The organism is Streptococcus sp. HJ1, from assembly GCF_052399005.1.
GTDB lineage: Bacteria > Bacillota > Bacilli > Lactobacillales > Streptococcaceae > Streptococcus.
This window is the reverse complement of the sequence record NZ_CP199005.1, coordinates 1,809,179-1,834,814: the sequence shown is the minus strand read 5'-3', so window position 1 is coordinate 1,834,814 and position 25,636 is coordinate 1,809,179. Positions and strand designations below refer to the sequence as shown.

The following is a 25,636-nucleotide window of genomic DNA, read 5'->3' as shown; positions in this document are numbered from 1 at the left end:
AAATCATATTTAAATAAATATTATTGGAGATTCGATTTGGTGGAGATATGTTAAAATAAAAGAAAACGGGATAGTAGGAAACACAGCGAGGTGATGAGAAAGTATGAAAGATTTTGTTCAAGCTTCTAAAAAAATAAGTTTTCTTTATCAGGGAATTATCCTTGCGTCACTTGTAGGTGAAGTAGTGATGTTTTGGCAGCTGGAAAGAGTCATGCCCGTTCTCTATCCAGGTTTTGTTGGATTTCTTCTCTTTCACCTAGTCTACCACATCATTTTATTTGTGATTGCAAAGAGAAGTGGTCGCTTGGACTATTTGGTCACGTGGGGGCTCTTTCTCATGTTTAATCTTTTGTATGATTCTTTTATAGCGCTGATCTTTCTAGGTTTGTCTTTTGGTATGTGAGAAAATACTTCTGTATTCTAGTTGTTTAGACGGTGAGAACCTAGTCGTTGTGAGTTTTTTTCTTTGCTTGCTCATTTCAGGAAACTTGTCGCAATCCCTTTCTAGTGGTATAATGTTACTATCTCTATGAATTGAGGAAACAAGATGAAAGAATATAACAAGTCTAGTAAGTTAGAGCACGTTGCCTATGATATCCGTGGTCCTGTTTTGGAAGAAGCTATGCGGATGCGAGCAAACGGAGAAAAGATTTTACGTCTGAATACAGGGAATCCAGCAGAATTTGGCTTTACAGCGCCAGATGAGGTCATTCATGACTTGATTATGAATGCGCGTGATAGTGAGGGATATTCTGACTCCAAAGGGATTTTCTCAGCCCGCAAGGCCATCATGCAGTATTGCCAACTGAAGAAATTTCCCAATGTAGACATTGATGATATCTACCTTGGAAATGGTGTCAGTGAGCTGATTGTTATGTCCATGCAAGGGCTTTTGGATAATGGTGATGAGGTCTTGGTGCCTATGCCAGACTATCCTCTCTGGACAGCCGCGGTCAGTCTAGCTGGGGGAAATGCCGTTCACTATATCTGTGATGAAGCTGCAGAATGGTACCCAGATATTGACGATATTAAGTCAAAAATTACTTCCAATACCAAGGCAATCGTTCTTATCAATCCGAACAACCCAACTGGAGCCCTTTATCCTAAGGAACTCTTGTTGGAGATTATTGAGATTGCTCGTCAAAACGATTTGATCATCTTTGCGGATGAAATTTATGATCGCATGGTGATGGATGGGCATGTGCATACGCCTGTGGCAAGCTTGGCACCTGATGTTTTCTGTGTCAGCATGAATGGTTTGTCAAAATCTCACCGTATCGCTGGTTTCCGTGTAGGATGGATGGTCTTGTCTGGTCCTAAGCACCATGTCAAGGGCTATATCGAAGGTCTCAATATGCTGTCCAATATGCGTCTTTGCTCTAACGTTTTGGCCCAGCAAGTCGTACAAACTTCACTAGGTGGGCACCAGTCAGTGGATGAATTGCTCCTTCCTGGTGGACGGATTTACGAGCAAAGAAACTTCATTTACAATGCCATCCAAGATATTCCAGGTTTGTCTGCGGTCAAGCCAAAGGCGGGTCTTTATATCTTCCCTAAAATTGACCGCAATATGTACCGCATCGATGATGATGAACAGTTCGTTCTTGATTTCTTGAAGCAGGAAAAGGTTCTCTTGGTTCATGGTCGTGGTTTTAACTGGAAGGAACCAGACCATTTCCGTATCGTTTACCTTCCTCGTGTGGACGAATTAGCGCAAATCCAAGAAAAGATGACACGTTTCTTGAGTCAGTATCGTAGATAAGGCTTTCATAGGGAAAAGCAGGAAACATTTCCTTAGAGCTATTGACAAATAGATAAGAATCAGATAGAATAGTAAAGTATGTTTAGTAACTGATCACTTTATAGCCGGCTAAACGAATACAAAATCTATGAGGAGGTATTCATCGTGAAACGTACTTATCAACCAAGTAAACTTCGTCGTGCGCGCAAACACGGATTCCGTAACCGTATGTCAACTAAAAACGGTCGTCGCGTATTGGCAGCTCGTCGTCGTAAAGGACGCAAAGTTTTGGCTGCATAATCCAAACGAATTCAACAAAGAAGTCAGTAGGAACTCGAGTCTACTGGCTTTTCTTTTTATCCTACATAGTGAACTGTCTACGAAATCGGTCATTTTAGATGAAACTCATAGAGGGCTCTTTTAAAAGGTCATATACAAAAAACTCAAAACCAGATATAAGTTACTGATTTTGAGTTTTTGTTTATTCTTTTAAGTGATAAGAGTAGCTAGCGATAACGACGTCTTCATGCCATCTGAGAGCGTATTTAAGTTTGAGGCTCATTTGATTGTGCAGGATATTTTGCCAAGGCTTGTTAGGAATAAACTGTGGTACGAGAACTGTAACGGTGTAGTTTTTTTGCTTAGCTTCTTGGGCGATTCGTTTGACATACTTAACGCTAGGGGTGATGATGTCGCGGTAGCTAGTATTGATATTCTTCAGAGTGATATTTGGGAAGTAATCGGCAAATTCCTGAAGAATTTCTTGGTCTTTTTCTGCCGTTTCTTTAGTAGAAATGTGCATGGCCAACACTTCGTCACCGATACTTTGAGCGTAGTTAATGGCTCCAACACTTACTCGAGTAACATTTCCTACTAGGACAAGGACAAGATTGCCGTCATAGGTACGTTTTTCAATTCCTTCGTAGAGTCGTAGCTGTTTTGCCACTTTTTGGTAATGACTGTGAATGGACAAAAAGAGGAAAGTAAGAACTAGGATAATTGGGAAGAATGGCCAGATATCACCCAGTCTGAAGAAAAGTAGAATGAGAACGATAGCATAACAAATGATGGCCCCAAGGATATTAGCAAAGGCAGGTTTTAAGAAGTTTGCTCCTTTTTCCTTTTTCCAATGACGAATCATCCCAGTCTGAGAAAGGGCAAAAGGAACGAAGACCCCGATAGTATAAAGAGGAATCAAGCGTTCAGTATTCCCATTAAAAATGAGAAGAAGGATCATAGCTCCAAAGGCCAGAGTTAAGATACCGTTGGAGTAGCCAAGGCGATCCCCTTTTTCCATAAAGAGATGGGGCATGTACTTGTTTTTAGCCATATTGTATGCCAGCATAGGGAAGGCTGAAAAGCCAGTATTTGCAGCTACAGCTAGAATTAAGGCTGTCGAGAACTGGAAGAGATAGTAGCTAGCATGACCAAAGAATGAATCACCAAGAATACCCTTGGCCATTTGCGAGAGGATGGTTTCTCCATTTTGAGGTGTGATGCCCATCCAGTAGTTTAGGAAGGTGATGCCTGCAAAAAGAAATCCTAAAATGAGGGACATGATGGTCAAGGTCTGAGCAGCATTCTTTTCTTTCGGAGTTTTGAAAAATGGTACCGCATTTGAAATAGCTTCAACCCCTGTCAGAGAGGCAGAGCCACTGGTAAAGGCTCTCAATAGGAGAACGATGGAAAGGCTCGGAACGGTTTGCCCAATGGTTGAAGTCGCCTGATAGTTTAGGGAACCTGTAAATAGTTGAAAGAACCCATAAAGCAAGAGAAAGACGGTACTGAAGATAAAGAGGTAGACGGGAATCATCAGAGAGCTGGCAGATTCTTTCAATCCTCTTAAATTCAAGAGCATGAGCAGGCAGACTAGGAAAATAGAGATATGAAGATTGTAGGGATGGAGGGCAGGGATGGCTGCTGTAATAGCATCAGCTCCAGACGCAACGGATACGGCTACTGTCAGCATATAGTCAACAAGGAGGCTGCCTCCTGCAATCAAGCCTAGTTCAGGGGAGAGATTTTCCCGAGTGACCATATAAGCTCCTCCACCTTGAGGATAGGCGTGAATAATTTGACGATAGGAAATGGTCAAGCTAGCGAGCAGTAAGAGGACAAAAATACCGATAGGGAGGCTCCACCAAATAGCGAGAGGAGAGAGACTGACTAATACGAGAATGACTTGTTCGGGTCCATAGGCAATAGAAGACAGGGCATCACTGGATAACATTGCAAGTGCCTGCATTTTTCCAAGTAATCCCCCTTCACCATCTGTGAGAGACTTGAGTGGTCGACCGATAAAGGTATATTTTAATTTTCTAAACATTTTCTTTTCCTTTGATGAAAATTTCAATAAGTGTTATTATACTGCTTTGAAAAAATGCAGTCAAGGGAGAATGATTGGTATTAGAATATTTTTACAAGCCGAGGGATGCTATTTTTGGTATAATAGATGGAAGAAAATGAGGTTAGAAAAGATGATTTTTGATACGCACACACATTTAAATGTAGAAGAATTTGCAGGACGTGAGGCCGAAGAAATCGCCTTGGCTGCTGAGATGGGTGTGACACAGATGAATATTGTTGGTTTTGATAAACCGACCATTGAACGAGCCCTAGAGTTGGCAGATGAGTATGAGCAGCTCTACGCAACTATTGGCTGGCATCCGACGGAAGCAGGCACTTACACAGATGAGGTCGAAGCTTACTTGCTTGAAAAACTAAAACATCCCAAGGTTGTTGCTTTAGGTGAGATTGGTCTGGACTATCACTGGATGACAGCACCTAAGGAAGTGCAGGAGCAGGTTTTTCGTCGTCAGATTCAGCTGTCTAAGGACTTGAATTTGCCCTTTGTGGTCCACACTCGTGATGCGTTAGAAGATACTTATGAGATTATCAGGAGCGAGGGAGTTGGTCCACGAGGTGGGATTATGCATTCATTTTCAGGCTCTCTCGAGTGGGCTGAGAAGTTTGTCGAGCTTGGCATGACCATTTCTTTCTCAGGTGTGGTGACCTTTAAGAAAGCGACGGATATCCAAGAGGCTGCTAGAGAACTTCCGTTAAACAAGATTTTGGTAGAAACGGATGCGCCCTATCTGGCTCCTGTTCCTAAACGTGGCCGTGAAAACAAAACAGCCTACACCCGCTATGTGGTGGACTTTATCGCCGACTTGCGTGGGATGACGACAGAAGAGCTGGCGGCAGCAACGACTGCAAATGCAGAGTGTATCTTTGGATTGGACAGCAAGTGATGAAAGAAAAAATTTCCCAAGTCATCGTGGTCGAAGGTCGCGATGATACGGCCAATCTCAAACGTTACTTTGATGTAGAGACCTATGAAACACGAGGTTCCGCAATAAATGACCAGGATATAGAACGCATTCAGCGCCTGCATGAATTGCATGGAGTCATTGTCTTTACCGATCCAGATTTTAATGGGGAGCGGATTCGTCGCATGATTATGACGGCCGTTCCAACAGTGCGGCATGCCTTTCTCAAGCGAGATGAAGCTGTTCCCAAATCCAAATCCAAGGGACGTTCTCTGGGAATCGAACACGCCAGCTATGAAGATCTAAAAACAGCGCTGGCTCAGGTGACAGAACAATTTGAAAACGAGAACGAGTTTGACATCAGTCGTGGTGACTTGATTCGCCTAGGTTTCTTGGCGGGATCAGACAGCCGTAGACGCCGAGAGTATCTAGGCGAACAGCTCCGCATCGGCTATTCCAACGGCAAGCAACTCCTCAAGCGCTTAAAGTTATTTGGGATAACCTTGGCAGAAGTGGAAGAAGTGATGGCTAAGTATTCAGACTAACGGAGTCAGAAATGAAAAAAGTGATTATTACGGGTGGCAATAGTGGTATTGGATACCAGTCTGCTAAACAGTTGGCTGAAAAGGGCTGGTCGGTAACTCTCTTTTGTAGACGGAAAGAAGCTGCTGAGCAAGCCTGTGAGAAAATCCGTCAACAAACGGGAAATCTGCATGTAGATTATATATTGGTTGATCTATCTGATTTGGAGAGTATCAAGAAAGCGGTAGAACAGTATATCCAAAAAGAAGAGACTTTAGATGTTTTAATGAACAATGCAGCTGACTTTGATTTGTCAGTCAAAAAGCCCATCCTGACTAGAGAGGGATTAGAAAAGCAATTTGCGACCAATGTTGTCGCCCCTTTCTTGCTTTCTATCTTGTTGAAAGGTTTGTTGGAAAAATCTGAGAGTGGTCGGATTATTAATATTTCTTCCCAAGGATTGATGCTTTATCCCTTCATGAAGCTTGATTTTGAAAATTTAGCTGGTCAAAAACATTATAGTCCTGCTAAGACCTATTATCAGAATAAACTAGCCTTGTTGATGCTGTCGCTTTATATGCGAAAACATTGGAAAGGTATCAAGGTTCAGGCAATCCGTGTGACCAATGTCAAAGTTGATATGCGCCGCTATGATCACCTCAGCGCTTTTATGAAAAATTTGTATAAAATCAAGTCAAGATTTTCAATTAGTCCTGAAGAAATGGCCAAAGTCTACACAGCCTTATCTACAGAAGATGGCCATTATGGTTTTCTGTATGACGAGAAATGCAGGGAAGTAAAAGCAAATAGATCTGCTTACGAAGAAGAGGAGCAAGCAAAACTCTATTCCTTACTTGAACAACTGACCTTTTCAAGAGACAGTCTATAAAGAATTAGAAAAATAAATTTTATGCTTACTTCAATAGTGGAAAGAAATTTAGATATCGAAATCTGTTTGGAGAGTCCTGAAAAGTGATAACAATAACCAGATAGCCCAAAAATACAAAGGGAATGTGTTACAATAGAGGTAATAGCATATGCTTCAATTATGCTCAATACCATGCCTGATAAAAAAAGATAATTGATAAAATCTGCATTTGGGTGAAATTAATGAGGAAAAGCAATGGGAATTTTTGATTTTTTTAAAAAGACAGAAGTACAGAAGACAACAGAAGAAACCAAAGGAGATGCTTGTCTAGGAGTTTTGGGTTTCTTTCCAATGAAAGAAAAGAGGGAATTACTGATTGCTGCGACTTTGGAAGGGAGTTTGACAGTTGGTGATCGTCTTCAGTTTTGCAATCCCGATCAAGGTATGGATACTCTTGAAACTGTAGTTGTAAAAAAACTTACTTGCCAAAATAAAGATGTGGAATCTCTTAGAGATGAGGAGTTAGTTTATCTAGAGATCGATATGCTTCCCTCTCTAGCTAAGTTAAAAAAGGGAAGTGTGCTCTATAGTCCTGGTGTAGATGCAAAAAAGCGTTTATCTAGCTATGCTTATGCTCTCTATCGAACTTTTGTGACTATTCAAGAAGGTAAAGTAAGCGATGAGGACTATCAGAATCTTAGTCTTGATGATAGTATCGAAATTTTACAGGCTTTTTTATGGGATTGCCGTCAAAAACCAAAAAGTGAAGAGAGTAATCAAGAAAATACTCGTAAGTCAGAGCGTCTAGCAGAAATTGTCAAGGACAAGTTGCTAGAAGCAGATTCGATTTATGCTGTTTATTCAGAAAATACTGGGGAACCTTATCTTTTCTCAACTACATATGATAGAGGTGACGAAGGCTATCTATGCACTGACCCAATGATTATGCTATTTACCCCTCGTTGGTATCATCAGTATAAGGAAACAATTGAAAACCAACTAAAAGTGGTAAAACGGATTGAAAATACGGAAGATAAAAAAGGAATTGAGAATTTTCTTGGGACAGCTTTTTACTTGAATGGTGCTTTAGGAGCATTCTTTAATACCAAAGAAGTTAGTATAAGTTCTTCTATTTTAGTTCAAAAACCAGATTTTTCAGGCTTGCCAGAGATACAAGTTCCTGTTATGAACCCTGATATTGTGAGATGGATGCTTTTGATGGGACAGATGGATAGACCGACTACAGAAGAGGAAGAATTAATTTATAAACTCTATTATAAGTTCTTTTCAATGGCAATGCCAAAAGCTAAATTCCTTCTTCCTATAAATGCATCATCAGGATTTCCTGAACCTAGTCAGGAAAGTAATGCTCATGTTTTAGAAGAATCTGCTACATTTAATCTTCCGACTAGAGAAGGAAAAAATGGACGAAATTCGGTTTCAGTGTTTACGGATTGGAAACGTTTGCGAATGGTTTTCGATGAAAATTGGAGCGCTATGATTGAAAACGCTGGAGGCATGATTGAAATCTTTGACTATGCCATTAACCAGACTGAGTATTATAAAGCGGGTGTTTATGTCAGTGACAAAGCGTTCAAAGAAATGCAACAGTTCAGTGAGGAACTAGAAGGAAGAGCTAAAGGTTGATCAAGGGATGAAAATAATCGTTGATAGAGAGTCTATCTGTATGGGTGATGATGTTCTGCCTCACAAGGTATAACTTGAAGTTCCTGAGGACATAACAGTAGAGGAATTTTGTGATTTTCTTCAAAAGGACAGATATTTGCCTAGATTGGATACAGAGTGGCTTCTCCGACATGGTGGGCAGACAATAACAAGCTATCATACAGAAACAAAAGAACTGACGAATCCCAATATCTATTTAAAAGACCTGATTCATCAGACTTCTAGAGGAAACGAATTTGTTTGGATATATCGCCTTTCCTATTAGAAAAGAGAATAAATGATTTTCTTAAAAGATAATGAATGAAAATTAAAACAATATGCATTGATTTTTTGACAACAAGAGGCGATCTAAACAGATGGCCCTGTTTGGAGTGACTTTGACGGAAGGCAAAGCCTTCATAAAAATGGTGAAAGGAAACGATATGGCAAATAGAAGCTATATTTATTTAAAAAACGGGAAAGATGTACGTATTTTAACGGAGGGAGTTTACACTATTCCTTATTTTTGGCAATTATTTTGGGATGAAAAAGATGTGCGAATGCCTAATATTCTATGGAAAAAATTTAATATCTTACTTCCTATTGAAAAATTCCAGAAAAAGGCCACCCAAAATCGCTCCTTTTTAGAAAAGAACGCTCCTCAGACCTTGCAACTATATGATGATTTTGTTCGCTATATTCTTGCAAATGTCAAAGCAGGTGACATGCTAGGATTTGATGTTTTAGAAGTTGCTGATATGGATGGATTGACTACAGCTTCGCGTAAGCTTATAAAAAATATCCGAGCCATTCAGGAAAATCAACCCCAAGAATTGGATTTTTCTTTAACAGAAAAGAACGTAATTTGGTCTGCTATGGGATTTCCTGATTATTATGCCTCAAAATTATTGCCAGAAGATAATATTCTAGACTCGGTTGCATACCAAGATGAGTTGAAGAAAATGCAAGGCCCAAAAGATAAGCAAGAACAACATCAAGAAGACGAGCAAGCACAGGGTCAAGAAGAGAACCAAGAACAACATCAAGAAGACGAGCAAGCACAGGGTCAAGAAGAGAACCAAGAACAACATCAAGAAGACGAGCAAGCACAGGGTCAAGAAGAGAACCAAGAACAACATCAAGAAGACGAGCAAGCACCACGTAAAGAAGATGAGCAAGTGCTTGATGAGACTGGTGCCGAATCTAAAGATGACGAGTACCATATTCCTTTGAGATTTTGGTTTCTCTTGGTGTTGGTAATTGTTTGGGTTTATAGATTGTTTTTAGCTAACAAATAGAAAAGAGAATAGATGAGAATTGCAGATTACAGCGTGACCAAGGCAGTGCTGGAGCGTCACGGTTTTACCTTTAAAAAGTCCTTCGGGCAAAATTTCTTGACGGATACCAATATTCTTCAAAAAATCGTGGATACGGCTGAGATTGATGACCAGGTTAATGTCATCGAAATCGGGCCAGGGATTGGTGCCTTGACGGAGTTTTTGGCTGAGCGTGCAGCAGAAGTTATGGCCTTTGAGATCGACCACCGTTTGGTACCGATTTTGGCAGATACCCTACGTGATTTTGACAATGTGACAGTGGTTAACGAGGACATTCTCAAGGTCGATTTGGCGAAGCATATCCAGAATTTTAAAAATCCTGACCTGCCAATTAAGGTAGTAGCCAACTTGCCTTACTACATCACGACGCCTATTCTCATGCACTTGATCGAGAGCGGAATTCCTTTTAGTGAGTTTGTGGTCATGATGCAAAAAGAGGTAGCTGACCGCATTTCCGCTCAACCAAATACCAAGGCATATGGCAGTTTGTCAATCGCTGTGCAGTATTACATGACTGCCAAGGTTGCCTTCATCGTACCTCGTACGGTATTTGTGCCAGCACCAAACGTGGACTCTGCTATTTTGAAAATGGTGCGTCGTCCAGAACCAGCCGTAGCAGTGGAAGACGAGAACTTCTTCTTTAAGGTTTCTAAGGCTAGTTTCACTCATCGACGCAAGACTTTATGGAATAACCTGACAGGTTACTTTGGCAAGACTGAGGAAGTTAAGGACAAGCTGACCAAGGCTTTGGACCAAGCAGGTTTGTCACCAAGTGTGCGTGGAGAAGCTCTCAGCTTGTCAGAATTTGCCAGTCTAGCAGACGCGCTTAAAGGGCAAGGACTCTAAGATGCAGGGACAAATTATTAAGGCCTTGGCAGGCTTCTACTATGTAGAGAGTGATGGCCAGGTCTATCAAACACGCGCGCGTGGAAATTTCCGTAAAAAAGGCCATACTCCTTACGTTGGAGACTGGGTAGATTTTTCTGCCGAGGAAAATTCAGAAGGCTATATCCTCAAGATTCATGAACGGGAAAACAGTCTGGTCCGTCCGCCTATTGTCAATATTGACCAAGCTGTGGTGATCATGTCTGTCAAAGAACCTGATTTCAACAGCAATTTGCTGGATCGTTTCTTGGTTCTTTTGGAGCACAAGGACATCCATCCCATCGTTTATATTTCCAAAATGGACCTACTGGAAGATAGAGGGGAACTGGATTTTTACCAACAGACCTATGGTGATATCTGCTATGACTTTGTGACCAGTAAAGAAGAACTTTTGCCCTTGTTAACAGGCAAGGTTACAGTCTTTATGGGGCAGACAGGTGTTGGGAAGTCAACTCTTCTCAATAAAATCGCACCAGACCTCAATCTTGAAACAGGAGAAATTTCAGACAGTCTGGGTCGCGGGCGCCACACTACTCGAGCAGTTAGTTTTTATAATCTCAATGGAGGTAAAATCGCCGACACACCAGGTTTTTCATCCTTGGACTATGAAGTGTCAACGGCGGAAGACCTCAATCAGGCCTTTCCAGAGATTGCTAGTGTCAGCCGAAACTGCAAATTCCGCACTTGTACCCATACCCATGAGCCGTCCTGTGCAGTGAAGCCGGCAGTAGAAGAGGGTATCATTGCGTCCTTCCGTTTTGACAACTACCTGCAATTCCTCAGTGAGATTGAAAATCGCAGAGAAACCTATAAAAAAGTCAGCAAAAAAATTCCAAAATAAGGAGAAACCTATGTCTCAATACAAGATTGCTCCGTCAATTCTGGCAGCAGATTATGCCAACTTTGAACGTGAAATCAAACGTCTAGAAGCAACTGGTGCAGAATATGCCCATATCGATATCATGGATGGGCACTTTGTGCCACAAATCAGTTTTGGTGCAGGTGTGGTCGAAGCTCTTCGTCCTCATAGTAAGATGGTCTTTGACTGCCACTTGATGGTAGCTAATCCAGAGCATCATTTAGAGGATTTTGCGCGTGCAGGTGCGGATATCATCAGCATCCATGTGGAAGCAACGCCTCATATTCATGGCGCCCTCCAAAAAATTCGCTCACTCGGTGTTAAACCTTCGGTTGTCATTAACCCTGGTACGCCTGTTGAAGCGATTAAGCACGTGCTTCACCTAGTTGACCAAGTCTTAGTCATGACAGTTAATCCTGGATTTGGTGGTCAAGCTTTTCTGCCTGAAACCATGGATAAGGTCCATGAGTTGGTTGCTCTTCGTGATGAAAAAGACTTGAATTTTGAAATCGAAGTGGATGGCGGGATTGATGATAAAACGATTTCTCAAGCCAAAGAAGCTGGTGCGACCGTTTTTGTAGCAGGTTCCTATGTCTTTAAGGGAGATGTCAATGAGCGAGTACAAACTCTCAGAAAACAACTGGACTAGGGTTGCCGTTTTTGCAGGAGGAGACCGCGGTCACTACCGGACAGACTTTGATTGCTTTGTTGGTGTAGATCGAGGCTCGCTCTGGGTTTTAGAGGAAAAACTTCCTCTTGCTCTAGCAGTCGGAGATTTTGATTCTGTGACGCAAGAAGAGCGACAGGTGATTCAAAAACGTGCCCAGTATTTTGTCCAAGCGCGACCAGAAAAAGATGATACAGATCTGGAATTGGCTCTCTTGACTATCTTTGAGAAAAATCCTCAGGCTGAGGTCACTATTTTTGGTGCTTTGGGTGGACGTATTGACCATATGCTGGCCAATGTCTTTCTGCCTAGCAATCCCAAGTTAGCCCCCTATATGCGCCAGATAGCGATTGAAGATGGGCAAAATTTAATTGCCTATTGTCCAGAAGGGACTAGTCAGCTAGAACCCCGCTCGGACTATGACTATCTAGCCTTTATGCCGGTTCGGGATAGCCAGCTGACCATTCTCGGAGCCAAGTATGAGTTGACAGAGGAAAATTTTTTCTTTAAAAAAGTATACGCTTCTAACGAATATATAGATAGGGAAGTGTCGGTGACTTGCCCAGATGGTTATGTGGTCGTGCTGCATAGCAAGGACAGGAGGTAGGATGGAAAGTTTACTTGTTCTATTATTGATTGCCAATCTAGCTGGCCTCTTTCTGATTTGGCAAAGGCAGGATAAGCAGGAAAAACATCTAGCCAAGAGCTTGGAGGATCAGGCAGATCATTTGTCAGACCAGTTGGATTACCGTTTTGAACAAGCCAGACAAGCCAGCCAGTTGGATCAAAAAGACTTGGAAGTGGCTGTCAGCGACCGTTTGCAAGAAGTTCGAATCGAGTTGCACCAAGGTCTGACTCAAGTTCGTCAAGAAATGACAGAGAATCTCTTGCAAACTAGGGATAAGACTGACCAACGTCTTCAAGCCCTGCAGGAATCAAATGAGCAACGTTTGGAACAAATGCGCCAAACAGTCGAGGAAAAACTAGAAAAGACCTTACAGACACGCTTGCAGGCTTCATTTGAGACAGTTTCCAAACAACTGGAGTCGGTCAATCGTGGCCTTGGAGAAATGCAGACAGTGGCCCGCGATGTCGGAGCCCTCAACAAGGTTCTCTCTGGAACCAAAACGCGAGGGATTCTGGGAGAATTGCAACTGGGGCAAATCATTGAAGACATCATGACCCCTGCCCAGTACGAAAGAGAATACGCAACGGTTGAAAATTCCAGTGAACGAGTGGAGTATGCCATCAAGTTACCTGGCCAAGGCGACCAAGAATATGTCTACCTACCGATTGACTCCAAGTTTCCACTGGCAGATTATTACCGCCTAGAAGAAGCCTATGAAGCAGGTGACAAGGATGAAATCGAACGCTGTCGCAAGTCACTCCTAGCAAGTGTCAAGCGTTTTGCCAAGGATATCAAGAGCAAGTACATAGCACCGCCTCGGACTACCAATTTTGGAGTTTTGTTTGTTCCGACAGAAGGGCTCTACTCAGAAATCGTCCGCAATCCTGTCTTCTTTGATGACTTGAGACGGGAGGAGCAGATTATTGTCGCAGGTCCAAGTACCCTGTCAGCTCTGCTCAACTCCCTATCAGTTGGCTTCAAGACTCTCAATATCCAAAAGAGTGCCGACCATATCAGTAAGACTCTTGCCAGTGTCAAGACCGAGTTTGGCAAGTTTGGTGGTATTCTGGTCAAGGCACAAAAGCATCTCCAACATGCCTCTGGCAATATTGATGAATTATTAAACCGTCGCACTACAGCTATCGAGCGGACGCTCCGTCACATTGAGTTGTCAGAAGGTGAGCCTGCGCTTGATCTACTCCATTTCCAAGAAAATGAGGAAGAATATGAAGATTAGTCACATGAAAAAAGATGAGCTGTTTGAAGGCTTTTACCTAATCAAGTCAGCTGACCTGAGGCAAACTCGAGCTGGGAAAAACTACCTAGCCTTTACCTTCCAAGATGATAGTGGCGAGATTGAAGGGAAACTCTGGGATGCCCAACCTCATAACGTTGAGGCCTTTACCGCAGGTAAGGTTGTCCACATGAAAGGACGCCGAGAAGTTTATAACAACACCCCTCAAGTCAATCAAATTACTCTCCGCCTGCCTCAACCTGGCGAACCCAATGACCCAGCTGATTTCAAGGTCAAGTCGCCAGTTGATGTCAAGGAAATCCGTGACTACATGTCGCAAATGATTTTTAAAATTGAAAATCCTGTTTGGCAACGGATTGTCCGAAAGCTCTACACCAAGTATGATAAGGAATTTTACTCCTATCCAGCTGCCAAGACTAATCACCATGCCTTTGAAACGGGTTTGGCTTATCATACGGCGACCATGGTACGTTTGGCAGATGCTATTAGCGAAGTCTATCCTCAGCTCAATAAGAGCCTGCTCTATGCGGGAATTATGCTGCATGACTTAGCTAAAGTCATTGAGTTGACGGGGCCAGACCAGACTGAGTATACAGTGCGAGGCAATCTTCTTGGGCATATTGCTTTGATAGATAGTGAAATTACTAAGACAGTGATGGAACTCGGTATCGATGATACCAAGGAAGAAGTCGTTCTGCTTCGTCACGTTATCCTCAGTCACCACGGCTTACTTGAGTATGGAAGCCCAGTCCGTCCACGCATTATGGAAGCAGAGATTATCCATATGATTGACAATCTGGATGCAAGCATGATGATGATGTCAACAGCTCTTGCTTTGGTGGATAAGGGAGAGATGACCAATAAAATCTTCGCTATGGACAATCGTTCCTTCTATAAACCAGATTTAGATTAATGATTTAAGAAAAACGAGCATTTTTTAGGATAAGAATGTTCGTTTTTTTATGTGAATATGGTATAATAGATAAAATATCAAAATTAAATGAAGTGGGAAATAGAAATGAAATTAAGAAGAAGTGATCGGATGGTTGTCATTTCCAACTATTTGATTAATAATCCTTATAAACTAACTAGTCTCAATACTTTTGCTGAAAAGTATGAATCTGCTAAATCATCTATCTCAGAGGATATCGTCATTATCAAACGCGCCTTTGAGGAAATTGAAATCGGTCATATCCAGACAGTAACTGGTGCTGGTGGTGGTGTCATTTTCACACCATCAATCTCAAGTCATGATGCCAAGGAAATGGTTGAGGACTTGCGTGCCAAGTTGTCAGAAAGTGACCGTATCTTGCCAGGTGGCTATATCTACCTGTCTGATTTGCTTAGCACACCAGCTATCTTGAAAAATATTGGTCGCATTATTGCCAAGAGCTTTATGAACCAAAAAATTGATGCGGTTATGACAGTAGCGACTAAGGGTGTTCCACTTGCAAATGCAGTTGCCAATGTCCTCAATGTTCCCTTTGTCATTGTACGCCGTGACCTGAAAATTACCGAAGGTTCAACAGTCAGCGTCAACTATGTATCCGGTTCAAGTGGTGACCGTATTGAGAAAATGTTCCTTTCAAAACGCAGTCTCAAGGCAGGCAGCCGTGTCTTGATTGTGGATGACTTCTTGAAAGGCGGAGGAACTGTCAACGGGATGATCAGTCTCTTGCGTGAGTTTGATTCAGAATTGGCAGGTGTAGCGGTCTTTGCAGACAATGCCCAAGAAGAACGTGAAAAGCAGTTTGATTACAAGTCACTCTTGAAGGTAACCAATATTGATGTCAAGAACCAAGCCATCGATGTTGAGGTTGGCAATATCTTTGACGAAGATAAATAAGAGATAGAACTAAAGGTTGGAACGATTGTCCCAGCCTTTCTTTGCAAATAGAATAGAAGGAAACTTATGAAAACACCATTTATTAATAAAGAAGACTTAGAAAAGATTGTTGCCGAGTTCCCGACTCCCTTTCACTTGTATGATGAGAAGGGTATTCGTGAGAAGGCAAGAGCCGTCAATCAAGCCTTTTCGTGGAATAAGGGCTTTAAGGAATATTTTGCAGTTAAGGCTACTCCAACTCCAGCTATTTTGAAAATTCTCCAAGAGGAAGGCTGTGGTGTGGACTGCTCTAGTTATGTAGAACTTTTGATGAGTCATAAACTGAATTTCCCTGGTTCTGAGATTATGTTCTCTTCAAACAACACGCCAGATAAGGAATACGCCTATGCACGTGAATTGGGTGCGACCATTAACTTGGATGCCTTTGAAGATATTGAACATCTGGAGCGTGCAGCAGGCATTCCAGAAATTATTTCTTGTCGTTACAATCCTGGAGGCGTTTTTGAACTGGGGACAGACATTATGGACAATCCTGGAGAAGCCAAGTTTGGTATGACCAAGAACCAGCTCTTTGAAGCTTTTGCCATCTTGAAGGAAAAAGGATCCAAGACTTTTGGGATTCACTCCTTCCTAGCATCCAATACCGTGACCCATCTCTATTATCCAGAGTTGGCTCGTCAGCTTTTTGAATTGGCTGTTGAAATCAAGGAAAAGTTGGGCATTTCGCTAGACTTTATCAATCTTTCTGGCGGTATTGGTGTCAACTATCGTCCAGACCAGGAGCCAAATGATATTGCCTTGATTGGTGAGGGAGTTCGTAAGGTGTATGAAGAGGTCCTTACGCCAGCAGGTCTTGGTCAGGTTAAGATTTTTACCGAATTAGGTCGTTTTATGTTAGCCCCTCACGGTGCTTTGGTCACAAGAGTCACTCATAAGAAGAAAACCTACCGTACCTATCTGGGTGTGGATGCATCAGCAGTCAACCTCATGCGTCCAGCTATGTATGGAGCCTACCATCATATTACTAACGTGATCCATCCAGATGGACCAGCTGAAGTGGTAGATGTGGTTGGTTCACTCTGTGAAAACAATGATAAATTTGCAGTGAATCGCGAACTGCCTCATACAGAAATCGGTGATTTGCTGGTAATTCATGATACAGGTGCTCACGGTTTTTCAATGGGCTACCAGTACAACGCCAAACTTCGTTCTGCGGAAATCCTCTATACCGAAGAAGGTAAAGCCCGTAAAATCCGCCGTGCAGAGCGCCCTGAGGACTACTTTGCAACCTTGTATGGTTTTGATTTTGAAGAATAAAATGATAATTCATTGAAAATGAAATTGAAAAACAGATTGCTTTCTAAAAAATAGGCAAAAATCTTGTTTTTCCTTCAAGTCATGATATAATAAAACTATAAAACGTTTTCAAGGAAGGTGACGATATGTCTGAAGAAACAATTGACTATGGACAAGTGACAGGAATGGTGCATTCGACAGAGAGTTTTGGGGCGGTAGATGGCCCTGGGATTCGGTTTATTGTCTTTTTGCAGGGCTGTCACATGCGTTGCCAGTACTGTCATAACCCCGATACATGGGCGATGGAGACCAATAAATCACGCGAACGGACAGTAGACGATGTTTTGTCAGAAGCCCTTCGCTACCGTGGATTCTGGGGAGACAAGGGAGGAATCACTGTTAGTGGTGGAGAAGCCCTCTTACAGATTGATTTCCTAATTGCCCTCTTTACCAAAGCCAAGGAAAAAGGAATCCACTGTACCTTGGATACCTGTGCCCTTCCGTTCCGTAATAAACCACGTTATCTCGAAAAGTTTAATAAACTCATGGCGGTGACAGACTTGGTTCTCTTGGATATCAAGGAAATCAACGAAGAACAGCATAAGATTGTCACAAGTCAAACCAATAAAAACATCTTGGCCTGTGCCCAGTACCTATCAGATATCGGGAAGCCTGTTTGGATTCGCCATGTGCTGGTTCCGGGATTGACAGACAGAGATGACGACTTGATCGAACTTGGTAAATTCGTCAAAACCCTCAAAAATGTTGACAAGTTTGAAATCTTGCCTTATCACACGATGGGTGAGTTCAAGTGGCGTGAACTTGGAATTCCTTATTCGCTTGAAGGGGTCAAACCTCCAACAGCAGACCGTGTCAAGAATGCCAAGGAATTGATGGATACAGAAAGTTACCAAGACTACATGAAACGTGTTCATGGATAAAAAAGAAGCCTGATGGAGACATCGGGCTTTTGTGATGCATAAAAAGCCTAGCCTTTCAGCTAAGCTTTTTTCTTATTTTCTAGAATGTTGTTTTCCAGCATTGCGTTTTTTATGTTTCTTATTGGTCATGATCGCAGTTGCTTGGTTTGGAGTGACATCTTTGCGTCCGCCTCCGCCTCCAGTTGAAAACGAACTTGCTTTTGGTGGGTTTTTGGCAAATTCTTCACGAACTTTTTTGCGAAGTTTTGGACGAACAACATAGTTAACGATGAACTGTTGGAGAATCATCATGAAACCACCGACAACCCAGTAAAGCGTCACACTGGCTGGTGAGAAGAGGGAGAAGACCACAATCATGAGTGGGCTCATGTAGATCATTTTCTTGAGCTGTTCTCTTTGCATCTCATCTTCTACGCCATGAAGCGAGAGGAGTGATTGGAGGTAGTAGAGGACACCAGCAAAGGCTACGAGGATCATACTTGGTGAACCAAGATCGATACCCAAGAAGGTAGAGCTAGCTACCCCTTCAGTGTGCTGGGCTGCAAAGTATATAGCAGAGAAGAATGGCATTTGAATGAGGATAGGGAAGCATCCTACACCACCTAACATGCTAATACCGTGTTCTTTCTGAGCAGCAAAAAGAGCTTGTTGAGCCTCAAGTTTTTCTTCCTGAGTTGTTGCCTCTTTAAGGCGTGTTTGATGTGGTTCAAGGACGTGTTTGAGAGCATTCATCTTTTCAGAGTGAAGTGTTGCCTTCCATGATTGGTAGATACCAAGTGGCAAGATAATCAAGCGCACGATTATGGTTACGATAATGATAGCCACACCAAAGCCTAGACCTTTATCAGTAGCGAAGTACTTGATAGCTTCTCCCATCGGAGCACCCAAGAAATCCCAAACGGGACCAATTGGCTTACCTGTTGCTTTGTCTACTTGGACACAGCCTGTCAAGACGAGTAGCATAGCCACTCCCATAGCAGAGAGGGCAAAACGTTTAATAGATTTCAATGTTTTCATTCCTTCTTTAAAAATTATACCTTTCTATTCTACTGTTTTTTTGTAAAATATACAATAGTTCTAGAGACCTAATTTGCGACTTTGAAGTCCGAATAGGATGAAAAGTTGCTCATTTGTACATCTAGATAGGTAACTTTTGAAAAAGGTGTCGGACCTTTTCGGATTTCTTGGATAAATTTTGCCATAGTGGCGGAGGAATCTGCTTGAGCAAGGATTTCGACAGTTCCATCATCGTTATTCCAGACACGACCAGTGATGCCACCGATTTCAAGAGCTAAAGTATAAACACCCCAGCGAAAACCAACACCCTGCACCCTGCCTTGGGCAATCATTCTAACCTTTTGCATACCAAACCCCTTTGATTGTGATATAATATTTCTATGACTATTATAACCTCAAAAGCCAATTCTGTGGTAAAAAATGCCAAGAAATTACATCAAAAAAAATATCGAAAGTCTGCTTATTTGATTGAAGGATGGCACTTGTTTGAAGAAGCTGTTCAAGCAGGGGTGACGATTGAAAAGGTCTTTGCCCTAGAAAGTTACCGAGATCAGCTAGCTGCTTTTCCTCAAACTATCTGGGTTTCAGAGGAGATTTTGCTAGATTTGGCAGATACGCAAACTCCTCAAGGGATTGTTGCAGTGATTCAAAAAGAAGAAGTGGGACTGCCTGATCTCCATCAGGGTAAGTTTCTATTTTTAGAAGATGTCCAAGATCCTGGCAATGTGGGTACCATGATTCGGACGGCGGATGCGGCAGGTTTTACAGGAGTTATTGTTTCAGACAAGTCAGCGGATATATACAGTCTCAAGACCTTGCGTTCCATGCAAGGAAGTCATTTCCATTTGCCCATCTATCGTATGCCTCTTGCCAGCTTTGTAGAAGAGGCAAAGAAGAGCGATTTGCCTATTCTGGCAACGACCTTATCGAGAGAGTCAAAGGATTATCGTGAGCTTTCTTCACTAGAGAACTTTGTTTTAGTCATGGGAAATGAAGGACAGGGGATTAGTTCTGTCATGGCTGAGAGTGCTGATCAGCTGGTTCATATTGGCATGAAAGGTCGGGCAGAGAGTCTCAACGTGGCAGTTGCAGCAGGCATATTGATGTTTTATTTCAGCTAATTTATAAAATCTTTGTTATAATCAAGACATATTTATAGAAAAAGGAGAATCAGAATGAATCAAACGATTATTCAAGAACGTTCAGGTCTCAATCAATTTTACGCTAAGGTTTACGCCTTTGTGGGACTTGGGATTGGTCTATCAGCTCTCGTGTCAGCTTTGATGTTGACAGTCTTTCAGTCCCAATTGGTCTACTTTTTAATGCATGGCCGTCTCTGGTTGATGATTGCAACTTTTGCAGAACTTGCTCTAGTCTTTGTTGCAAGTAGCATGGCTGCAAAAAATAGCCCAGCAGCTCTCCCAGTATTTTTAGTTTATTCTGTTTTAAATGGTTTTACCCTTAGCTTTGTCGTAGCTTTCTATACGCCGGGAACAGTTTTGTCAGCCTTTGTATCCAGTGCCCTACTCTTCTTTGTCATGGCGGCAATCGGAATTTTCACTAAGAAGGATTTGAGTGGAATGGGCCGAGCTTTGATGGCGGCGCTTGTTGGTCTCATCATTGCCATGGTTGTAAATCTATTTTTAGCCAATAGTTTCTTTGACTACATGATTAGTATTGCCATGGTCTTGGTTTTCTCAGGTTTGATTGCTTGGGACAACCAAAAGATTCGCTATGTTTATGAGCAGTCACGAGGGCAAGTAGCGACAGGATGGGTCATCTCGATGGCGCTCAGCATCTACCTAGACTTTATTAACCTCTTCCTTAGCATCTTACGAATCTTTGGTCGAAACGATTAATGAATAACAGAGTCAGTGTTCAAAAGAGCATTGACTTTTTCTTATTTACTCTTTTCTTTTCTTGGAAATAGGTGTATAATGCTTTTAACTAATTTTTGAGGAGCTGTTTATGAAGAAAAGTTTTATTCATCAACAAGAAGAAATTTCCTTTGTGAAGAACACTTTTACCCAGTATTTGAAAGATAAGTTAGAAGTTGTTGAAGTTCAAGGTCCTATCTTGAGCAAGGTCGGGGATGGGATGCAGGACAACCTGTCAGGTGTCGAAAATCCAGTATCTGTCAAGGTTTTGCAGATTCCAGATGAAACCTATGAAGTCGTTCACTCACTTGCTAAATGGAAACGCCACACCTTAGCCCGTTTTGGTTTCGGTGAAGGTGAAGGTCTTTTTGTTCATATGAAGGCCCTTCGTCCAGACGAAGATTCGCTTGATGCGACCCACTCTGTTTATGTGGACCAGTGGGATTGGGAGAAGGTTATCCCAAATGGTCAACGCAATATCGCCTATCTCAAAGAAACCGTTGAGAAGATTTACAAGGCTATTCGTCTGACAGAGCTAGCCGTAGAAGCCCGCTATGATATCGAATCCATCTTGCCAAAACAAATCACCTTTATCCATACAGAAGAGTTGGTGGAACGCTATCCAGATTTAACACCGAAAGAGCGTGAAAATGCGATCTGTAAAGAGTTCGGTGCAGTCTTCTTGATTGGTATCGGTGGCGAGTTGCCTGACGGAAAACCTCATGATGGCCGTGCACCTGACTACGATGACTGGACAACAGAGTCTGAAAATGGCTACAAGGGACTAAATGGCGATATTCTCGTTTGGAACGAATCTCTTGGTTGTGCCTTTGAACTTTCATCAATGGGGATTCGGGTAGATGAGGATACCCTTCGTCGCCAAGTGGCTCTTACCGGAGACGAAGATCGTCTTGAGCTGGAATGGCATAAAGCCTTGCTTAACGGTCTTTTCCCACTGACAATCGGTGGAGGTATCGGACAGTCTCGGATGGCCATGTTCCTTCTTCGTAAGAAACACATCGGAGAGGTTCAGACCAGTGTTTGGCCTCAAGAAGTTCGCGATACGTACGAAAATATTTTGTAGAGAATCGAACCGCAAGGTTCGGTTTTCTTTCTCTTTTTGCCCATAATTTGGTATAATAAACGGTATGAAAATCGTATCAGGAATCTACGGAGGGCGTCCCCTCAAGACGCTAGAAGGCAAGACGACGAGGCCGACATCAGATAAGGTGCGTGGAGCTATCTTTAACATGATAGGTCCCTATTTTGAGGGTGGTCGTGTTTTGGATCTCTATGCTGGCAGTGGTGGCTTATCCATTGAGGCAGTCTCGCGTGGGATGTCCCATGCTGTCTTAGTGGAACGGGATCGAAAGGCACAAGCTATCATCGCTGAAAATATCCAAATGACCAAGGAAGCTTCCAAATTTCAACTCTTAAAGATGGAGGCTGAACGGGCCTTGGAGCAAGTGAATGGTCCCTTTGACCTGGTCTTTTTAGACCCTCCCTATGCCAAGGAACAAATCGTTGCAGATATCGAAATAATGGCAGAAAGAAACCTTTTCTCCGAAGAGATCATGGTTGTCTGTGAAACCGATAAGTCTGTAGAACTCCCAGAAGAAATCGCCTGCCTAGGCATCTGGAAGGAAAAAATATATGGGATTAGTAAGGTGACGGTCTATGTCAGATAAAATTGGATTATTTACAGGTTCATTTGATCCGATGACAAATGGACATCTGGATATCATTGAACGTGCCAGCAAACTCTTTGATAAGCTCTATGTCGGGGTGTTCTACAATCCCCACAAACAAGGCTTTCTCCCTGTTGAAAATCGCAAACGAGCAGTCGAAAAAGCGGTGGCGCATTTAGATAATGTAGAGGTGTTGGCTTCTCATGACCAACTAGTCGTCGATGTTGCAAGAAGACTGGGTGCTAAGACCCTTGTCCGTGGCTTGCGAAATACCACCGACTTGCAATACGAGTCTAGTTTTGACTACTACAATCATCAACTGGCTTCAGAAATCGAAACCATTTACCTATATAGTCGCCCAGAGAATCTTTATATTAGCTCTTCGGCCGTGAGAGAACTTCTGAAGTTTGGTCAGGAGATTCAGCAATATGTCCCAAACAGTGTTGTGGAGGAATTAGAACATGAAGAAAAAAACTAGATGGCCCTTATATGTCATCCTAGCACTAGTATTGACTTTTTTAGCCTTTGTAGTACCTTTACCTTACTACATAGAAGTTCCAGGTGGAGCGGAAGATATTCGTCGCGTTTTGAAAGTCAATGAAACAGAAGACACAGAAGCAGGAGCTTACCAGTTTGTAACAGTCGGCATTCGACACGCAACCCTGTCGCATCTTGTCTATGCTTGGTTAACACCTTTCACAGATATTAGAAGTGCCAAGGAGACTACGGGTGGCTCTACTGATGCAGAATTTATGCGGATCAATCAATTCTACATGCAAACTTCTCAAAATATGGCCAAGTATCAAGGTTTGAAGACGGCTGGAAAGGATATCGAACTCAAGTATCTGGGAGTTTATGTCTTGACGGTGACGGACAATTCAACTTTTAAGGGCATTCTGAACATCGCAGATACCGTGACGGCTGTTAATGACAAAACATTTGATAGTTCAAAAGACTTGGTCGACTATGTCAACTCTCAACAATTAGGGGACACGGTCAAGGTAACCTATGAAGAAGACGGAAAAGTCAAGTCTGCAGAAGGTAAAATTATCACTCTCGAAAACGGAAAAAACGGGATTGGGATTGGCTTGATTGACCGTACAGAAGTGACCAGTGACGTTCCAATTCGCTTCTCCACAGCTGGTATCGGGGGACCAAGTGCTGGTCTTATGTTTAGTCTAGCTATTTACACCCAGATAGCAGATCCAGGACTTCGTAATGGCCGCGTCGTTGCGGGAACGGGAACCATTGATCGCGATGGAAATGTTGGAGACATCGGTGGAATTGACAAAAAAGTGGTTGCAGCCTCTCGTCAGGGAGCTAACATCTTTTTTGCTCCTGACAATCCAGTCACTGAGGAAGCAAAAAAAGCAGATCCCAATGCGAAAAGCAACTATGAAACAGCCCTAGAAGCTGCTAAAACGATCAAAACAGAGATGAAAATCGTTCCCGTTAAGACCTTGCAGGATGCGATTGATTACCTTAAAAACAATCCCTAATTCGTAGAAAAATTGAAAACTAGCGCGCAAGCGGATAAGATGGTATAATAGTCAAATGGTTCAATTATTATTCACTCTAAGTAGTCATATACTCTTTATTTATTTGAGTTTTTACCTTTTGAAGGATCTTGTGAGATGGGAAAAGGTTTTAAAAGTGACCGCTACTAACACAAAAAAAGTTCGTTTGTTGGTAGGTTTCTTTAGTATTGTGATGGGCTACATCTTGAGTTCATTCTTTATCGGTTTGTACCAACTGTGGCAAGAAGCACTTAGAGGACTATTATAAAATCAAAAGTAAAGGAAACAACTATGGAAAAAATTGTGGTTCAAGGCGGAGATAATCGTCTGGTCGGGAGTGTGACGATCGAGGGAGCAAAGAATGCAGTCTTGCCCTTGTTGGCAGCGACAATTCTAGCAAGCAAGGGTAAGACAGTCTTGCAGAACGTCCCAATCTTGTCAGATGTTTTCACCATGAATCAAGTGGTTCGAGGTCTGAATGCCAAGGTGGACTTTGATGAGGAAGCTCATGTTGTCGAGGTTGATGCGACTGGTGATATCACGGAGGAAGCTCCATACAAGTATGTCAGCAAGATGCGGGCATCCATCGTTGTCTTGGGACCAATCCTTGCTCGTGTAGGCCATGCCAAAGTTTCTATGCCAGGGGGATGTACCATCGGGAGTCGTCCAATCGACCTCCACCTCAAAGGTTTGGAAGCTATGGGGGCAAAGATTACCCAGACAGCTGGTTACATCGAAGCCAAGGCAGAACGCCTGCATGGTGCTCATATCTACATGGACTTCCCAAGTGTTGGCGCAACACAAAACCTGATGATGGCAGCGACTCTAGCTGATGGTGTGACGGTCATCGAAAATGCTGCGCGTGAGCCGGAAATTGTTGACCTTGCTATTCTCCTTAATGAAATGGGAGCCAAGGTCAAGGGAGCTGGTACCGAAACCATCACAGTGACTGGTGTTGAGGAACTCCATGGTACGACCCACAATGTGGTACAGGACCGTATCGAAGCCGGAACCTTTATGGTGGCTGCAGCTATGACTGGCGGAGATGTCCTCGTTCGCGATGCAGTCTGGGAACACAATCGCCCCTTGATTTCAAAACTCCTTGAAATGGGCGTTGAAGTGACAGAGGAATCAGAAGGCATTCGTATTCGTTCTCAACTTGAAAATCTCAAGGCTGTTCATGTAAAAACCTTACCACATCCAGGATTCCCAACAGATATGCAGGCGCAATTTACAGCTCTTATGACAGTCGCAAAAGGGGAATCCACCATGGTGGAAACGGTGTTTGAGAATCGCTTCCAACACTTGGAGGAAATGCGCCGTATGGGCTTGCACTCAGAGATTATCCGTGACACAGCTCGTATTGTTGGGGGACAGGCTTTACAGGGGGCAGAAGTTCTATCAACGGACCTTCGTGCTAGTGCGGCCTTGATTCTGACAGGTCTGGTAGCGCAAGGAGAGACAGTTGTTGGTAAATTAGTCCACCTTGACAGAGGTTACTACCGCTTCCATGAGAAGTTGGCTCAGCTAGGAGCGAAGATTCAGCGGATTGAGGCAAATGATGAAGAAGAATAAAAATATACGTTATGTACTCCGTCGCTTACTGTTGATTTTTATTGTACTCTTGCTGGGATTCCTTGCCTTAGGAATCGGCTTGATGATTGGCTACGGGATTCTAGGAAAGGGACAGGATCCATGGGCGATTTTGTCTCCTGCGAAATGGCAAGAATTGATTAGTAAATTTACAGGAAATTAGAC

At 42.6% G+C, this 25,636-nt stretch carries 29 protein-coding genes; 26 read left to right on the top strand and 3 right to left on the bottom strand.

All coding sequences use genetic code 11. The features are described 5' to 3' along the window. Window positions 1-103 precede the first annotated feature (103 nt). From ACT17O_RS09415 to rpmH, 3 genes are all read left to right on the top strand, one after another. The gene (locus ACT17O_RS09415) at window positions 104-403 is read left to right on the top strand and encodes a hypothetical protein (RefSeq protein WP_444817465.1); all 300 of its coding nucleotides are present in this window, start codon (window positions 104-106) and stop codon (window positions 401-403) included. A 144-nt stretch (window positions 404-547) separates the two neighbouring features. Further along, on the top strand, window positions 548-1,762 hold the full coding sequence (locus tag ACT17O_RS09410; protein WP_000666454.1) for a pyridoxal phosphate-dependent aminotransferase: 1,215 nt from the start codon (window positions 548-550) through the stop codon (window positions 1,760-1,762). Between the two features lie 144 nt (window positions 1,763-1,906). Beyond that, on the top strand, window positions 1,907-2,041 hold the full coding sequence (gene rpmH, locus ACT17O_RS09405) for a 50S ribosomal protein L34 (protein WP_000831905.1): 135 nt from the start codon (window positions 1,907-1,909) through the stop codon (window positions 2,039-2,041). Between the two features lie 181 nt (window positions 2,042-2,222). Here the strand turns inward: rpmH and ACT17O_RS09400 are convergent, their stop codons facing one another. After that, window positions 2,223-4,067: an APC family permease gene (locus ACT17O_RS09400; RefSeq protein ID WP_049477751.1), complete on the bottom strand. Its 1,845-nt coding sequence runs from the start codon at window positions 4,065-4,067 to the stop codon at window positions 2,223-2,225. Between the two features lie 151 nt (window positions 4,068-4,218). Here ACT17O_RS09400 and ACT17O_RS09395 point away from each other — a divergent pair, with 151 nt between their 5' ends. The 14 genes from ACT17O_RS09395 to pflA all read left to right on the top strand — a co-directional run bounded on the left by ACT17O_RS09395 (window position 4,219) and on the right by pflA (window position 17,779). Further along, a complete protein-coding gene (locus ACT17O_RS09395) occupies window positions 4,219-4,992 on the top strand; it encodes a TatD family hydrolase (protein ID WP_049477750.1) in 774 nt (257 codons plus the stop codon). Then, window positions 4,992-5,555 carry a ribonuclease M5 gene (gene rnmV / locus ACT17O_RS09390; protein ID WP_049477772.1) on the top strand — a complete coding sequence of 188 codons (564 nt, stop codon included), beginning with the start codon at window positions 4,992-4,994 and terminating at the stop codon, window positions 5,553-5,555. The genes ACT17O_RS09395 and rnmV overlap by 1 nt, the downstream gene beginning before the upstream one ends. 11 nt (window positions 5,556-5,566) lie before the next feature. After that, window positions 5,567-6,421, top strand: coding sequence for an SDR family NAD(P)-dependent oxidoreductase (locus tag ACT17O_RS09385; RefSeq protein WP_049477749.1), 855 nt, complete (start codon window positions 5,567-5,569; stop codon window positions 6,419-6,421). A gap of 234 nt (window positions 6,422-6,655) precedes the next feature. Further along, on the top strand, window positions 6,656-8,047 hold the full coding sequence (locus tag ACT17O_RS09380) for an SseB family protein (RefSeq protein ID WP_049477748.1): 1,392 nt from the start codon (window positions 6,656-6,658) through the stop codon (window positions 8,045-8,047). Window positions 8,048-8,508: 461 nt separating this feature from the next. Beyond that, window positions 8,509-9,363 (top strand): dimethyladenosine transferase, encoded by an 855-nt coding sequence (locus ACT17O_RS09375; RefSeq protein WP_444817869.1) that lies wholly within the window; start codon window positions 8,509-8,511, stop codon window positions 9,361-9,363. A 12-nt stretch (window positions 9,364-9,375) separates the two neighbouring features. After that, on the top strand, window positions 9,376-10,248 hold the full coding sequence (rsmA, locus tag ACT17O_RS09370) for a 16S rRNA (adenine(1518)-N(6)/adenine(1519)-N(6))-dimethyltransferase RsmA (RefSeq protein WP_444817464.1): 873 nt from the start codon (window positions 9,376-9,378) through the stop codon (window positions 10,246-10,248). A 1-nt stretch (window position 10,249) separates the two neighbouring features. Then, complete coding sequence (gene rsgA / locus ACT17O_RS09365; RefSeq protein ID WP_444817463.1) at window positions 10,250-11,128, top strand: ribosome small subunit-dependent GTPase A; 879 nt, start codon at window positions 10,250-10,252, stop codon at window positions 11,126-11,128. Between the two features lie 10 nt (window positions 11,129-11,138). Further along, window positions 11,139-11,795 carry a ribulose-phosphate 3-epimerase gene (gene rpe, locus ACT17O_RS09360; RefSeq protein WP_444817462.1) on the top strand — a complete coding sequence of 219 codons (657 nt, stop codon included), beginning with the start codon at window positions 11,139-11,141 and terminating at the stop codon, window positions 11,793-11,795. Next, complete coding sequence (locus tag ACT17O_RS09355) at window positions 11,758-12,420, top strand: thiamine diphosphokinase (protein WP_444817461.1); 663 nt, start codon at window positions 11,758-11,760, stop codon at window positions 12,418-12,420. Before rpe ends, ACT17O_RS09355 begins: the two co-directional genes overlap by 38 nt. Window position 12,421: 1 nt before the next feature. Further along, window positions 12,422-13,678 (top strand): DNA recombination protein RmuC, encoded by a 1,257-nt coding sequence (rmuC, locus tag ACT17O_RS09350; protein ID WP_444817460.1) that lies wholly within the window; start codon window positions 12,422-12,424, stop codon window positions 13,676-13,678. Next, window positions 13,668-14,609 (top strand): 3'-5' exoribonuclease YhaM family protein, encoded by a 942-nt coding sequence (locus tag ACT17O_RS09345; RefSeq protein WP_000703198.1) that lies wholly within the window; start codon window positions 13,668-13,670, stop codon window positions 14,607-14,609. The genes rmuC and ACT17O_RS09345 overlap by 11 nt, the downstream gene beginning before the upstream one ends. A gap of 105 nt (window positions 14,610-14,714) precedes the next feature. Beyond that, window positions 14,715-15,542, top strand: a complete 828-nt coding sequence (gene purR / locus ACT17O_RS09340) for a pur operon repressor (protein ID WP_084926996.1) — start codon at window positions 14,715-14,717, stop codon at window positions 15,540-15,542. Between the two features lie 66 nt (window positions 15,543-15,608). Continuing rightward, window positions 15,609-16,859, top strand: coding sequence for a diaminopimelate decarboxylase (locus ACT17O_RS09335; protein ID WP_444817459.1), 1,251 nt, complete (start codon window positions 15,609-15,611; stop codon window positions 16,857-16,859). A gap of 125 nt (window positions 16,860-16,984) precedes the next feature. Continuing rightward, the gene (gene pflA, locus ACT17O_RS09330; RefSeq protein WP_033629301.1) at window positions 16,985-17,779 is read left to right on the top strand and encodes a pyruvate formate-lyase-activating protein; all 795 of its coding nucleotides are present in this window, start codon (window positions 16,985-16,987) and stop codon (window positions 17,777-17,779) included. Window positions 17,780-17,851: 72 nt separating this feature from the next. Here the strand turns inward: pflA and yidC are convergent, their stop codons facing one another. Then, entirely contained in the window at window positions 17,852-18,787 is a 936-nt protein-coding gene (gene yidC, locus ACT17O_RS09325) for a membrane protein insertase YidC (protein WP_033629379.1), read from the bottom strand. A gap of 77 nt (window positions 18,788-18,864) precedes the next feature. Continuing rightward, entirely contained in the window at window positions 18,865-19,143 is a 279-nt protein-coding gene (locus ACT17O_RS09320; protein WP_001174620.1) for an acylphosphatase, read from the bottom strand. 33 nt (window positions 19,144-19,176) lie between these two features. Here ACT17O_RS09320 and ACT17O_RS09315 point away from each other — a divergent pair, with 33 nt between their 5' ends. From ACT17O_RS09315 to ACT17O_RS09275, 9 genes are all read left to right on the top strand, one after another. Next, complete coding sequence (locus tag ACT17O_RS09315) at window positions 19,177-19,917, top strand: TrmH family RNA methyltransferase (protein WP_049478354.1); 741 nt, start codon at window positions 19,177-19,179, stop codon at window positions 19,915-19,917. 54 nt (window positions 19,918-19,971) lie between these two features. Then, window positions 19,972-20,655 (top strand): Bax inhibitor-1/YccA family protein, encoded by a 684-nt coding sequence (locus tag ACT17O_RS09310; RefSeq protein WP_001076870.1) that lies wholly within the window; start codon window positions 19,972-19,974, stop codon window positions 20,653-20,655. A 109-nt stretch (window positions 20,656-20,764) separates the two neighbouring features. Continuing rightward, window positions 20,765-21,757: an aspartate--ammonia ligase gene (gene asnA / locus ACT17O_RS09305; protein WP_000747998.1), complete on the top strand. Its 993-nt coding sequence runs from the start codon at window positions 20,765-20,767 to the stop codon at window positions 21,755-21,757. Window positions 21,758-21,821: 64 nt separating this feature from the next. Next, on the top strand, window positions 21,822-22,361 hold the full coding sequence (gene rsmD / locus ACT17O_RS09300) for a 16S rRNA (guanine(966)-N(2))-methyltransferase RsmD (protein ID WP_049478355.1): 540 nt from the start codon (window positions 21,822-21,824) through the stop codon (window positions 22,359-22,361). Then, window positions 22,351-22,839, top strand: coding sequence for a pantetheine-phosphate adenylyltransferase (coaD, locus tag ACT17O_RS09295; RefSeq protein ID WP_049478356.1), 489 nt, complete (start codon window positions 22,351-22,353; stop codon window positions 22,837-22,839). The genes rsmD and coaD overlap by 11 nt, the downstream gene beginning before the upstream one ends. Further along, complete coding sequence (locus ACT17O_RS09290; RefSeq protein ID WP_049501597.1) at window positions 22,823-23,860, top strand: SepM family pheromone-processing serine protease; 1,038 nt, start codon at window positions 22,823-22,825, stop codon at window positions 23,858-23,860. The genes coaD and ACT17O_RS09290 overlap by 17 nt, the downstream gene beginning before the upstream one ends. Window positions 23,861-23,915: 55 nt before the next feature. After that, window positions 23,916-24,146: a DUF1146 family protein gene (locus ACT17O_RS09285; protein WP_071788240.1), complete on the top strand. Its 231-nt coding sequence runs from the start codon at window positions 23,916-23,918 to the stop codon at window positions 24,144-24,146. Window positions 24,147-24,169: 23 nt separating this feature from the next. Further along, the gene (murA, locus tag ACT17O_RS09280; RefSeq protein WP_033629306.1) at window positions 24,170-25,453 is read left to right on the top strand and encodes a UDP-N-acetylglucosamine 1-carboxyvinyltransferase; all 1,284 of its coding nucleotides are present in this window, start codon (window positions 24,170-24,172) and stop codon (window positions 25,451-25,453) included. After that, window positions 25,440-25,634 (top strand): DNA-directed RNA polymerase subunit beta, encoded by a 195-nt coding sequence (locus ACT17O_RS09275; protein ID WP_000739700.1) that lies wholly within the window; start codon window positions 25,440-25,442, stop codon window positions 25,632-25,634. Before murA ends, ACT17O_RS09275 begins: the two co-directional genes overlap by 14 nt. Window positions 25,635-25,636 lie beyond the last annotated feature (2 nt).